The sequence below is a fragment of the Exiguobacterium sp. s95 genome, from assembly GCF_018618655.1.
Lineage (GTDB): Bacteria > Bacillota > Bacilli > Exiguobacteriales > Exiguobacteriaceae > Exiguobacterium_A > Exiguobacterium_A oxidotolerans.
Map to the genome: position 1 here is coordinate 61080 of NZ_JACSMM010000004.1, position 13268 is coordinate 74347.

At 48.1% G+C, this 13268-nt stretch carries 12 protein-coding genes; 6 read left to right on the forward strand and 6 right to left on the reverse strand.

Annotated features, from left to right (window positions below):
* Positions 1 to 13: 13 nt before the first annotated feature.
* Positions 14 to 904 carry an aldo/keto reductase gene (locus KNP99_RS09045; protein ID WP_215193182.1) on the reverse strand — a complete coding sequence of 297 codons (891 nt, stop codon included), beginning with the start codon at positions 902 to 904 and terminating at the stop codon, positions 14 to 16.
* A 75-nt stretch (positions 905 to 979) separates the two neighbouring features.
* Positions 980 to 1465 carry a cupin domain-containing protein gene (locus KNP99_RS09050; protein ID WP_214805316.1) on the reverse strand — a complete coding sequence of 162 codons (486 nt, stop codon included), beginning with the start codon at positions 1463 to 1465 and terminating at the stop codon, positions 980 to 982.
* A gap of 145 nt (positions 1466 to 1610) precedes the next feature.
* Between KNP99_RS09050 and KNP99_RS09055 the strand changes: the two genes are divergently transcribed.
* From KNP99_RS09055 to KNP99_RS09065, 3 genes are all read left to right on the forward strand, one after another.
* Positions 1611 to 1892 (forward strand): putative quinol monooxygenase, encoded by a 282-nt coding sequence (locus KNP99_RS09055; RefSeq protein WP_088838213.1) that lies wholly within the window; start codon positions 1611 to 1613, stop codon positions 1890 to 1892.
* Positions 1893 to 2065: 173 nt separating this feature from the next.
* Positions 2066 to 3472 (forward strand): YfcC family protein, encoded by a 1407-nt coding sequence (locus KNP99_RS09060; protein ID WP_088838212.1) that lies wholly within the window; start codon positions 2066 to 2068, stop codon positions 3470 to 3472.
* Between the two features lie 103 nt (positions 3473 to 3575).
* The gene (locus KNP99_RS09065) at positions 3576 to 4397 is read left to right on the forward strand and encodes a DUF1028 domain-containing protein (protein WP_088838211.1); all 822 of its coding nucleotides are present in this window, start codon (positions 3576 to 3578) and stop codon (positions 4395 to 4397) included.
* Between the two features lie 40 nt (positions 4398 to 4437).
* Here the strand turns inward: KNP99_RS09065 and KNP99_RS09070 are convergent, their stop codons facing one another.
* Positions 4438 to 6072, reverse strand: coding sequence for a glycosyl hydrolase family 28-related protein (locus tag KNP99_RS09070; protein ID WP_215193183.1), 1635 nt, complete (start codon positions 6070 to 6072; stop codon positions 4438 to 4440).
* Positions 6073 to 6217: 145 nt separating this feature from the next.
* Here KNP99_RS09070 and KNP99_RS09075 point away from each other — a divergent pair, with 145 nt between their 5' ends.
* From KNP99_RS09075 to KNP99_RS09085, 3 genes are all read left to right on the forward strand, one after another.
* Complete coding sequence (locus tag KNP99_RS09075) at positions 6218 to 6988, forward strand: hypothetical protein (RefSeq protein ID WP_215193184.1); 771 nt, start codon at positions 6218 to 6220, stop codon at positions 6986 to 6988.
* 175 nt (positions 6989 to 7163) lie between these two features.
* The gene (locus tag KNP99_RS09080; RefSeq protein WP_215193185.1) at positions 7164 to 8147 is read left to right on the forward strand and encodes a YhdH/YhfP family quinone oxidoreductase; all 984 of its coding nucleotides are present in this window, start codon (positions 7164 to 7166) and stop codon (positions 8145 to 8147) included.
* 69 nt (positions 8148 to 8216) lie between these two features.
* The gene (locus tag KNP99_RS09085; protein ID WP_214802296.1) at positions 8217 to 9080 is read left to right on the forward strand and encodes a hypothetical protein; all 864 of its coding nucleotides are present in this window, start codon (positions 8217 to 8219) and stop codon (positions 9078 to 9080) included.
* Between the two features lie 251 nt (positions 9081 to 9331).
* Here the strand turns inward: KNP99_RS09085 and KNP99_RS09090 are convergent, their stop codons facing one another.
* The 3 genes from KNP99_RS09090 to KNP99_RS09100 form a co-directional block, all read right to left on the reverse strand.
* Positions 9332 to 10867 (reverse strand): M4 family metallopeptidase, encoded by a 1536-nt coding sequence (locus tag KNP99_RS09090; RefSeq protein ID WP_214766342.1) that lies wholly within the window; start codon positions 10865 to 10867, stop codon positions 9332 to 9334.
* A 413-nt stretch (positions 10868 to 11280) separates the two neighbouring features.
* Positions 11281 to 11715, reverse strand: coding sequence for a GyrI-like domain-containing protein (locus KNP99_RS09095; RefSeq protein WP_214766344.1), 435 nt, complete (start codon positions 11713 to 11715; stop codon positions 11281 to 11283).
* A gap of 22 nt (positions 11716 to 11737) precedes the next feature.
* Entirely contained in the window at positions 11738 to 13231 is a 1494-nt protein-coding gene (locus tag KNP99_RS09100) for an HD-GYP domain-containing protein (RefSeq protein WP_088838204.1), read from the reverse strand.
* Positions 13232 to 13268: the final 37 nt, after the last annotated feature.

The following is a 13268-nucleotide window of genomic DNA, read 5'->3' on the forward strand; positions in this document are numbered from 1 at the left end:
AGCAAATTCCTCCTTAGACAATATCGAGCGATTCTTTTTTAGTTGGAGCAGGGAATGCTTCATCAAGTGCTGCGAATTCTTCATCAGTTAGTTGTAAGAGTGCGGCACGACCATTTTCTTCGACGTGCTTCGCCTGACCGGCTTTCGGAATGGCGATGACATCACCACTCCGCACGACGAAGGCGAGTAGGATTTGTGCCGGGTCGACACCATGTGTTTCAGCAAGGCGTTCAACGGTCGGGTGATCAAGTAGCTTCTCCCGGAGACTCCCGCCTTCTGCTAATGGGCAGTACGCCATGACTGGAATGCCGTGCTCTTTTAAAAGCGGCATCAATTCGTATTCAATCCCGCGTGAGCCAAGGTGATAAAGTACTTGGTTGACGGCACATTGATCGCCGTTTTCTAACGCGAGTAACTCTTTCATATCTGCGATGTCGAAGTTCGAGACACCCCAGCGGCGAATTTTTCCTTCTGCCTTCAACTGCTCGAGACCATCGATCGTCTCTTGAAGCGGGATGTCACCGCGCCAGTGGAGTAAGTAAAGATCGAGATAATCCGTCTTCAGGTTACGTAACGAACGTTCACATGCTTCGCGTAACTTGTCTCCGCTAGCATTATGAGGATAAACCTTCGAGACGAGAAACACTTCTTCACGTCGTCCTTCGATTGCTTCGCCGATTAATTGTTCCGATGCCCCTTCACCGTACATTTCTGCGGTATCAATTAATTCCATTCCACTGTCGAGTCCGACGTTCAAAGCTTCGATTTCCGCTTGTCGTTTTGTCGGTTCTTCACCCATGTGCCACGTTCCTTGACCGAATGCCCGAACGTGTGTTGAATCGGGAAATGCTACCGTCTGTTGTTTTAACGCGGCAAGTAGAATCGTCCGTTCTGTCTCATTCATTCTCGCTTCCTCCTCCAAAATTCACAATAATAGGCTTTACCACGGATGGATAAGAAAAAAACGTCAATCGTTTGTTTACCAATGCTCAAACAAAGGACCTGACTGGCCATAAACGGGGTCGGTCGATGGACGCTCGACGCGTTCAATCCGCTCGAGATTACTCGGTCGTTCGCAGGATTCACCTGTCAACGTATCGTAGTCTTGACCATTTGGATAGGCACCAACCACTTTGAAGCGACGACTCGTATCAAGCGCTTTATGTCCGGTTCCGGCAGGTAAGACGATGACATCCCCAGCAGTCAGCGTAAACGTTTTCCCGAGCGGTCCTCCAATCTGAATGCTGGCGTGTCCCTCGAGAATACCGATGACTTCATGAGCGACACTATGGTAATGATGGAAATCAAAAATACCGTCGACCCAGCTGTTTTGCCAATTGTTCGCACGGAAGGTTTTTTCGATGGCAGAAGGGTCTTCGAAGACATGACGATAAATCAAAACCGGGTAACGTGGATTATTTGGAATCACACCATCGTCCTCGAAACGAAAAAGCTCGATACTCATCGTGTGTGCTCCTCTCTGGTGTCAAAAAAAGATACATTTTTTTACCCGAAATCGAATTAAATTAATCGTCTAAGCATCTTTATAGCACTTGCATAATCGAGGTGCTAAACTATGTAAGTTAACGAAAGTTGAAGGAGGAATTTACATGATCGCAATCGAAGCAAAATTAGAAGTTCAACCAGCAAAACGTACTGATTTTTTGGAGGCTACTAAAGCATTGATCGAAGGTTCACGCTTAGAAGCAGGAAACGTCAGCTATGACCTGTTCCAAAGCACAGAAGACGAAAATGTCTTCATGATGATTGAGAAATGGGAAGATCAAGCAGCAATTGAATCACACAACACGAGTGCACATTTCGGACAGTTCGTTGCATTTGCACAAACTGTTCTCGCTAAACCACTTGATGTTCAAATGTTCACTGCATAATAAGTAGGAGAAAAGTCTGGCAATGTCAGGCTTTTTTTTTTATGTTTAAATCGAACGAAAGTTCTCTTTTTTGTTACAAAAAAATTAAAACACCTCGAATGCCTGTTACTTTTTCCAAAAATAGGGCATTATCTTAAGAGTAGCTAGATTCAGACTTGAGAGGAGGCAGCTAAATGAACGAACGTAAAGTCCAGGAAGATTCGTCTTCACGCTCTTTCTTTAAAATGCCTCATACATATGCCATTATCATGGGGATTTTACTGATTTCAGTTATCTTGACGTATACGTTACCAGCAGGTCAATTTGATCGTGAGAAACAAGATGGACAAACGGTCGTCATCGATGGTACATACCGGGCGGTCGAGTCGGCACCCGTTAATTTGTTTGGGTTGTTTGAAGCGATACCAAAAGGCATGGAAGCGGGTGCTGGCATCATCTTCTATATCTTTCTCGTCGGTGGTGTCTTCGGTATTATCCGTGAGACGGGAGCAATCGAATCCGGAATCAATCAATTGATTAATCGATTTGGTCAAAAGGGACATATCATGATTCCGATGACGATGTTTGTCTTTTCGATTGCTGGAGCGACGATCGGCATGGCAGAAGAGACGATTATTTTCGTCCCGATCGGTATCATGCTCGCCCGGGCACTCGGTTACGATGCGATGACGGGCGCAGCGATCGTCAGTCTCGGGGCAGCGGTTGGATTTGCCGGCGGAATGCTTAATCCGTTTACGGTTGGTGTTGCACAGTCGATTGCCGAAGTTCCATTGTTCAGTGGGATTGGTTACCGGACTGCAATCTACTTGGCTTTTTTATTCGTGACGATTTTATATGTCATGAACTATGCCCAAAAGGTTAAAAAAAATCCGGAGCGCAGCTTAGTCTATGACTTAGAGAAACATCGGAAAGAAGAAGTAACGACAACATTTTCACGGTTTTCGAAGAAACATGCGTTCGTCCTCATCGTTTTGATTGGTGGCATCACACTGAATGTCATTGGAATCTTTGAGTGGGGCTGGTACTTAACGGAGTTGACGGCATCGTTCCTCATCATCGGTATGCTTGCCGGAATCGCGACGCTCGGTATCAATCGGACGTTCGAAAGTTTGATTGACGGGGCGAAAGCAGTGACGTTCGGTGCCTTAATCGTCGGCTTCGCACGTGCAATCGTCGTCATCTTGGAAGACGGTCGTGTCATCGACACAGTCATCTACGGTTTATCGAACGCCGTCGGACATTTACCGACGTCGCTTGCCGTCATCGGCATGTACATCGTCCAGTTGATTACGAACTTCTTCATTCCATCCGGGAGTGGACAAGCAGCGACGACGATGCCCATCATGGCTCCGCTCGCCGATCTATTAGGGATTGAACGACAAGTCGCAGTCCTCGCCTTCCAGTATGGAGATGGGTTGACGAATATGATTTTCCCGACGAGTGCCCATTTGATGGCATTCCTTGCAATCGCCGGCATTCCGTATGAAAAATGGTTACGTTTCGTTTGGAAGTTGTTTGCGATTTGGGTGACACTTGCCTGCGTCGCCTTGCTTCTCGCCGTCACCTTAGGCATTCAATGAACACCGACCTTCCGTGCAATGGGTGCGGAAGGTTTTTTTCGTGCAGGAATCGGGAACTTCTAAGACGAACGTTAGTTATAAGTTCATAAAGGGGGATTTCAACATGACATATTCAATCGTTGGCTATTGTGAAAAAGAACAAGCATGGGGAGTCGCTGTTCAATCGAAGTTTCTTGCGGTCGGCAGCGCCGTCCCGTTTGCAAAAGCAGGTGTCGGAGCAATCGCGACCCAATCATTCGCGAATACGACATACGGTCCGGAAGGATTACGGATGATTTCTGAAGGGAAGTCGGCGGAAGAAGTCTTAAAATTGTTGACGGACGCGGACGAAGGACGGGCAGAGCGGCAAGTCGGAATCGTTGACGCAACTGGTCGGAGCGCAACTTTCACGGGAGACGCCTGTAACGACTGGGCAGGCGGAATTGCCGGTAAACACTTTGCCGCGCAAGGGAATATCTTAGTCGACGGCAACACGGTCAAGGAGATGGCCCGTGTGTTCGAGGCGACGGATGGACCGCTCGGTGAACGGTTGTTACGTGCCCTCGCTGCCGGACAAGCAGCAGGCGGTGACTCACGCGGAATGCAGTCGGCTGCGCTCCTCGTCGTCAAGGAAAACGGTGGATATGGTGGTTTCAATGACCGCTACATCGATTTGCGTGTCGACGATCACCCGAGTCCGATTCAAGAGCTCGAGCGGATTTATCAACTGCACACCCTTTACCTGCAACCAAGTAAACCGGAAGAAATCAAGCCGATCGATGAGGCGCTTGAATCGGAAGTGATGGATAAATTACTCGAACTCGGTTACCGGGGATCGTTCGAAGAAGCTTTCCGGACGTACCTGCATACGGAGAATTTCGAGATGCGTGAGCATCAGGACCGTACGATCGATACACGTGTCCTTGCTTATCTCCGCGCCCAATGAGAAAAAGCTCTGCACTGACCGAGGTCAGGCAGAGCTTCTTTTATGCGGACGGATGGGTCCGGACAGGCACTTGATAACCGGTTGCGATGAAGCGTTCAAGCTCCGGTTCGGATTTAGCATTCAATCCGACCGTCCCGTCCCCTTTGATCGCGACGTTCATCAGACGGATGCGCTCAATGTGGGGGCCGATCGTAATCCCGTGGCGTGCGGAATCTTCAATCCGAACATCGACGAGCCGGACGTCGTCTGCCCCGTTCTCACCGCCAAAGACTTGAATGTCCGTTTTAGCCTGACGGAATCCCGTCATCTTGACTTGGCTCAAGGTGACGTTTTTCGCCTTGTACTGGATTCCGATCACCGGCTGTTCCTGGTAATCATAGTTCGGGTCACCGAGGACGGTGAAGTCATGGATGACGACGTTCCGATACGCCGAGACGACGAGTGCCCGCGGTTTTGAGTTTGCATAGAGCGGTGTGTATTGAGGCGTCTGCGCGACGAGCCGTGTCGCGATAATGTTATAGGCAGTTTGTGACGTCGGGTCCGTTGCTTGGTGGTGGCCGATATGGCGGAAGTTGAACGAGCGATGATCATCGATTGAGAGGTGCCCGACGATTTTGACGGTCGAAGCAGCGGACGATGTCGCATGTGCCTTGATTTCGAGTCCGCCGAAACAACGGGACGTCGCATTGTTGAACAACCAGACATCGCGCGATCCATCATCGATTTCGATTCCGTTCGAATTCGAAAAGCCGACGGCGTGGGCTCGCCCGCTCGGGTCATGCATGAAGCAGTTCGAGATGAATAAGTGATCGCTATGATGCGTCGTGATGCCATCGTCGCCGAATCCGGATCCCGTCAAGCCGTCGAACCAAATGAAGGAACTACTTAAATTCGCCCGTGCGCCGTCCCCGTTGTAATTGTAGTAAGGTGTCGAAATGTCGAAACAATGGAGCCCGGGATCGACTGCCTCGACGTCGAAGACCCAGCCGTACGTCACATGGGCGTAAGTCAGACAACTCGAATGGTTGCCCCATGTGCTGCTCTTTTTAGCATCACCGATCCGCTCGATGTTCCAGTCGAGGGTCATTTTTTCGACGAGCAGATGATGATTACCGAGTAAGTAATTTTGGTTCGTGATTAACCGGCGTCCTTTCGGGGCAGCATCATGCAATTTTATAATCGTCCGGCCTTTCCCGTCACCCGTCAAAATCGTAAAGTTCGGGAGCCGGATCCCGCGGACGATGTACGTGCCGGCAGGGACGTGGACTTGCCGATGTCCGTCCGCAAGTGCTTCCTTGAAGGCAAGCGTGTCGTCGGTCTTTCCGTCCCCGATCGCCCCATACGTCCGGACATCGACTTTTTCGACCTGACAGGCCAGTTGTTCGAATTCATAGGTCAGTCGACCAAACCAGCTCGGGCGGGGCTCATCCTGTTCACTGACGAATGCTTTCGTCAGGGGCAAGATATGTTTGGCGCGGTCCGTTAAAAAAAGTGGTGAGATTAACGAACGTAAGTAGCGGCTCGGATGCGGCGCACGACGCGGTGCGACGAACGGGCTTTCGGTCATCAATTGTTCAGCACGGGTAATGGCAGCGCGATTCGTGTTACTTTCCGTATATTCAGCAATCAATGGCCCGTTTTGATAGGGATCGTGTGTAGCTTCTAATATGACCATGGTTGAACTCCTCTCTAAAAATCACTACATTCCTTTTCCCATCCCGTCTGTTCTTCAAGCCCTTTTTAATTAAAATCAAAAAATTCCGTTAATTAGGACTGAAACGTTATATAATGGATAAAAATTACATTAAAGAGGTGGGAGCATGCGATTTCGAAGTCGATTACTCTTGATGATGGGTATAGTTTTGCTGGCACTTGGAATCATGAAACCGTTAGTCGAGACCGGGTATCAAGCACTGCGTGATGTCGAGGTTTTTCCGGCGACGGCGACGGCGCAACAGTGCAGAGAAGATTGTGAAAACAAGCCGCTCGACTGGTGGTGGCTGAAGTTACTTTGGAAGAAAGAACCGAAGCCTGAGGGTGTGATTTATGGTTACGATACGGATGAGAAGAGTGAAGGGGGAGGAGAACCTAAAGATAAATTTAAATTCATTTCACTCGGATTTAAACATGATGAAAAAGGTGTGGGAATCGAAGAGGACGGAGGCTTCCCTTACTTCTTAATCGGGTTTAGTGCAGCGGCTGTCCTCTTGATTGTCCTGCTCATCCGTCGCTTCCGAAAACGCCGTGGCCGGCCAAAAGATGTATTCGAAGACGAAGTGACGCCACCGCAGCAATACCGACAGACTAAGGTGGATTCAGAGGAAACGTTCCCGCCATTGCCGGTCGAACAAGTTCGGCAACAGGTCGTTTTGTTCAATCGTCAGTTGCCGGCGCGCCTGAAACGCCGAGAGACGGAGTCGTTCAGCGAGTGGTTCGGACGAATCGGATTTTTACCGTCGCAGGAATTACGGACGCTGTATGGCATTATCCGTTATGACGAAGGAGCAGACAAAACAGTCGCGAAAGAAACCGTCGAAAAAATCGAACACGATTTCAGATCTTACTTAAAACAAGTTCATCCGAATACTTGAACCACTTCTCCCTCAAGTACTATCCTCGAATCCACAAGTGTCATCACTTGACGTTTTTTAAAAAGTCGGATGAACATGAGACATGATTTGTGCACTGTACGGGTAATTGGGCTATCATGGGGGCATCGCTAAGTCAAAGCATGTCAATTAAGCTTAATTCCTAGGAGGTAGACAGATGGAACAAACGTTTAAAGCATTCGTCGTACGTGAGGAAGAAGGACAATTCGTCGGGGCACTCGAACAAAAACAAGTCGACGACTTACCAGAAGGTGATGTGTTGATTCGTGTCGCCTATTCGTGCATCAACTATAAAGATGCGTTATCGGTCACGGGAAATCGAGGGGTGACGAAAAATTACCCACATACACCAGGTGTCGATGCGGCAGGTCATGTCGTAACATCATCTGATGAACGCTTCAGCGAAGGACAAGCGGTCGTCGTCAACGGCTTTGATTTCGGAATGAATACATCGGGTGGTTTCCAGGAGTATATCCGCGTGCCGGCGGACTGGATTACGCCGCTACCGAACGGCATCACGACGCTTGAAGCGATGAGTTACGGAACAGCTGGTCTGACAGCTGCCCAGTCGATTGATGAACTCGTTCAACGTGTAGCACCGCAAGATGGTCCGGTCCTCGTCACGGGAGCGACGGGCGGCGTCGGCAGTGTCGCGGTCGCACTCCTCGTGAAACTCGGGTTTACAGTCCATGCCGTGACCGGGAAAGAAGCCGAGCATGACCGCTTGAAGCAAGCAGGTGTCGCAGAAGTCATCTCACGCCAGTCACTTCTGGAAGAAACAACGCGACCTTTGAAAAAAGGACTGTATGCCGGTATTATCGACACGGTCGGTGGTCCGCTACTTGCCTCGGTCATCCGTTACGTACAATACGGTGGACTCGTCACGACGTGCGGTAACGTCGGTGGTGCTGAACTGACGATGACCGTCTATCCGTTCATCTTACGTGGTGTTCGTTTGATTGGAATCGATGCTGTTCAGTTACCAATCACAGAGCGTGAGCGTTTATGGAATCATCTCGCGAACGACTGGCATTTATCGATTGCCGAGATGGTCCGAATGAAAGCGTTGAGTGATGTTCCGGCAGTCGTCAAGTCGTTGCTTGAAGGAACACATCAAGGCAGAACTGTCATCGAAATTTAAACAATTTGGTTCTGGATTAGATGGTATAGTGAATAAAACATCACTCGGTCAATTCAGGAGGAACCAAATATGAGTCAACAGGAACAAGAGCACGATCAGGCACGGCAATCGCGTCACATGCGTCGAAAACAAAAGCGCAACCGGCGTGGGATTGCGTTCGGTGGCCTTTTGGCGACGGCTTTGATCGTCGGCGGATGGGGCTATATGGTCGCGCATAACGATCCTTCGCAAGCGACATCGACGGTCGAAACACCAAAAACAGATGCTTCTGCCAAAGAAACATCAAAGGATAAAGAAAAAGATTCGGCCGATCAAGAGAAGAAAAAAGAGCCGAAGAAATCGAAAAAAGAAGTAGTACCTGAGATTAGTTCAGCGGCATGGATCAAACGACCGTTTGCAGATGTCTATCAAGATGCAAATCGGACCAGTGTCATCTATAAGGCGGACTTAGGGGATGTTTATGAAGTCCTCGACGCAAAAGACGGCATGGTACATCTGAAGTTAAGTGATGCGGTCGAAGGCTACATCCCGGAGACAGATGTTCAGATGGAGGCTCCGTCTGGTCTAAAAGATGAGGAACTCCTTTCGACACTCGGACAAGTCGTCGCGAATCAGCCGATTGACAAGCCGGAACAATACCTCGGGAAACCGCTTGAAACGTTTGAGGCGAAGTATGGCAAGCTCGGCAACATACAAAAAGATGCCGTCAATACGTACCATTTCTCGAACGCCGGGTACTTGCTCGTCGTATCAGATGGAGTAGTCGAAGCAATTGACTGGATGAATGTCTCAGCGTCAGGTTTAACAGCACTTGGTGATCCGGTCGTAAAGACGGATTACGGCACATGGTACGAGGGTGAGAAATTACAGCTCAAGGCATTCCCGGATAACGGTTCGACGCGCTTGCGTCTCGCACGTGATCTTGGGAAATGAATCGATTGAGACTGGAGCTAGTCAGTTTCTCTAATCAAGAGCCGGACATGGCGAGTTGGATTTGAACGCAACGACAAAAAAGACAGGATCGTCATCTCACAAAGATGCACAGTCCTGTCTTTCATTTTATCTAAAGTCTGAAGCACGTTCATTCCGTCGAGTGAACGTGCTTTTTTGCGTTGGTTCCACAATAAAAACCTCCCGAGTCATCGACTCGAGAGGAAAGAGAAAATCCTTGGGAGGAGGTTTTCTTAGTAGACGCCAACTGCATCAAATGATTTTGCTGCAGCGGCTGCTTCAGCACTTGAAGAACCGTAAAGGTCTTTTGCCGATTGAACGACTGCTGCGCGGAGGTAGCTGAAGTTCGAAGTCGGAGTCAAGTAGACGTTAAGGGCACGGTAGTAGATGGCACCAAGTTTCGGTACGCCGACGCCTGGTACAGTGACACCGTAATGTGTACCACCGTTACCTAAGAGGTAAGCGGCTTTGTTGACGATACCAGAGTTCGTGTGGACACCACCGTTATCAGCCGTACCTGTGTAACGTTTTGAGTAGTGGTCTGGATCTCCGTAAGCGGCAGGGTTAGACATTGAACGAAGAGCATCGCCACTTACACCTGGTGTGTAGATGTCTTCACCGACGAGCCAGTCGAAGTTTGATCCGACTGAGTACTCTGCAACTGTTCCCATGATATCCGAAACAGCCTCATTGATCGCACCCGATTCGTTTTGGTAAACGAGTCCTGCTGTGTATTCAGTGACAGCGTGCGTCAATTCGTGAGCGACTACATCAAGTGCGCCAGAAAGATATGTGAATGTCGAACCGTCTCCGTCACCGTAGACCATTTTTGATCCATCCCAGAACGCATTGTTGTAGCGTGAAGAATAGTGAACCGTTGAATTGAGTGCTGCACCCGCATTATCGTAACTGTTGCGGCCATATGTGTTTTTGTAGAAGTCATATGTTTTCACTGCATTGACTTGTGCGCTGACAGCGGCACGGTCGTAAGTAGCATTGAGAACGTTGTCGGCATCCGCCCAAAGTGATCCTGGAAGTGATGTCCGGTTTTTTGCATCGTACGTCGAGATGCCTTTACCGCGTGTTGAATCTTGAAGGTAGTAGTAAGAACCACTCTTCGTTGTGTTGAATGTAGCACTTGTTCCAAGAACCGTCGTACCTGAACCGACTGTCGTTGTTCCGGTGATTGTCGTAACTGGTTTCGCATGTGCCAGTTGGTCATATTTGTTGATGACCTTACCAGAGTTTGCATCGATGAAGTATGTCCAGCGTGACGGCTCGTCGCCAGCTAAGACAGTCGATGTGATTTTATAAGCATAGACAGCATCGTCTTTGACTGGATAGACAACGAGTTCACTCGTTGGAGCCACTTCGAATTCTGTTGCTTTGATTGATTTTTTATACAACTTTAAAGCTTTCTTTTCAGAGATTGCAATTTTCTTATCAAGACCTGGTTTCCCTTTGACTTTGACTGCATCATTGACGATTGCTTTTAAAGTACCGTCTTTCGCAACGTTACCGACGACGACACTACCGAAGACCGGGACGCCATCCACTTCTTGTTGGAGACGTACGATGTGAGATGATCCGTCTTTTTGAACATCTTGTACAGAGAAGTCACCTTTACCTTCGACATACTCTTTAACGATTGATGCAGCTGGCTCGGACGATGCTTTCGTCAACTTGCCAGATTGAAGACCTTCTGCGCCTACGACTGTAGGAACGACAAGTACACTTGCGACAAGCGATGTAGCGAGAAACTTTTTCAAAATAAATCGCCTCCTTGTTTGGGTTGAGTCTAACTATGCCAAACAAAATAGAGAACGAGAATAAGGCATTCGGATTAAATAGAATTTTCTGAAAATAGGTATTTAGTACCCGTACTGAACAATTTAGTCATTGAGACAAATCGAGTGAAGAAATACTCTTCTAGCACTCCTATCATTGAAGAAACGGGCTTTCTGGCCTTAAATTCTGTGAGTAGTCCTCAAATTGTAGACAACGAACTATCGGTAGATAAAGCGTCTTTTCCCGTAGCAGTCAACGAAACGTGACGCTTTGTAGGTAATACCAGGAGGGAAAGCCGGGCATGCAGACGGTTTAGAGCACAATCCGTCTCGATATCGTAAGTTCACGCTAGAGTTTGTCTACACGCGGAAAAGACTACTCATTTGAGTAGTCCTTAGAGAATTCGTTGATATAAGTGATGCGTGCCTTCGCGTGTCTCATCGATTTTAAAATCAAGCGGATCAAGTTCAATCCCTTGTTTGTGTGCAAAACGTTGAATTTTTTCAAACGACTTCCAAATTTCGATGTCTGGTCCTTCATGTCTCCAAAAGACATAGCGAGCGGGAGGAAGATGGTATCCTTTCATTCCCTTAGGAACCCGTTCGAGTGAAGAGACAGGTAAGCCGACGCATTGCGTATAGGTCGTTCCGCGATGGGCAAGCGAAACATCTAATGGAAAACTGTCCGGTATGACTGCCTGAATTTCATGCGCCCGACGTGAAAATTCACGCCATAGTTCAGGCATCAATGTATGGAGTTCATTTTCTTCGCACGTCATGCTGAGTCCGATTACATAAAGCTCGTGACGTTCAACAATTTTAGGATGCATTTGAGACTCCTTTCGTCAGAAATCAAGAAGCAGTAGTCAAGTTCCGTCGTTTTAAGTCTAAGAAGAGTTTAGTAAAAGTTGCGTCCCACTGTGTGCCGCTTCCTTCTTCAAGAATCGACAATGCTCGTTCGGCGGGCATCCCCTTTCGATAGGGGCGATCGGAAGTCATGGCATCATAGGCGTCGGCAATTGCCATGATTCGTCCGAAAAGCGGAATCGCGTCACCGGTCAAGCCTTCCGGATAGCCTTTGCCATCATAACGCTCGTGATGGTACTTTACCCCGGGAAGAATCGGTTGTAACGTCTCTGGTAAATCAACTTGCGATAAAATATGGACACCGATTACCGGATGGCGTTTGATTTCATCGAATTCTTCTTCCGTTAACCGTCCTTCCTTCAAAAGAACGGCATCTCGGATACCGATTTTACCGATATCGTGAAGAAGAGCAGATTTTCGTAATAACTCGATTTGTTCATCAGGTAAGTCAGCGGCACGGGCGATTTCAACGGAATATTCCGCTACACGTAAAGAATGCCCTGCCGTATAAGGATCGCGAGCATCTAAAGTCGCGGCAAACAACGTAAATAAACTATTTAAAAGGCGTTCATTTTCTAAATCGCGTCCTTCGATTCCTTCAACCATCAAATTAAATCCGCCAATCAAGTGTGCGAATTCATCGGAGTAGGGATTGGAAATCGTATTCAATTGACCCGACTCGATTTGAGCAACCCCTTCTTGCAAAGCAAGAATCGGTTTTTTAATGTTTTCATATAGTAGAAGACTGCAAAATGTCGCAAGGCAGAGGATGACAATCAAAATTAACGTCGCCCAACTCCAATAAGACTGAAGACTTTCGTTTTCCGTTAACTGAACGGCAGAAGCGAGGACGAACAGTAAGATTGGAAATACACCGATGACGAGTGTACTAATCAACATTTTTTGGCGCAAGCTGACCATATGTTGTTTCTTTAAGACGATGTCGCCGTAACCTGCCGCCTGAGATCGTTTCGTCAACTCGAGCAACATCGGTTCCGTGACCCGGTAAGTGAGGAAAAATTCAATCAGAGCATGAAGAATCGCGACGAGAATCGCCCCGAAACAAGCGAGACCAATCAAATAGTAGGGCATGTCGAGCCAACCACGGTATATGGCGAAAGCTGTCAAGGTAGAAGAAGGAAGTGATAATCCGAGAAAGTGTGGACCGAGAATACGTTGCATCGTCAAAACCGGGAAGCGATGCGTCGTCTGAAAAGCAATTGTCAATTCGTCAGCAGTGGGCTGTTTTGATTGAAATACTATGTAAAGGGACCGAACGTGTCGGCGATAGATTGTGTATTCCAAGCTGAACATCAGGGTGACAGATCCTGCCATGATACCAAGCAAGAGTATCCGCTCTTGTGGACTGAAGGTCAGTGTTTCGAAGATGAACAAACTGCCGACACCGAAAACGGCAACGAATGAGCCGATTAAATAGTTCGTTAAGACTTGTCGCTCAAAACGTTTTAAAGGTTGCATGGAATTCCTCCTCTTCTTAATCCAAGCGTGCAGCAAA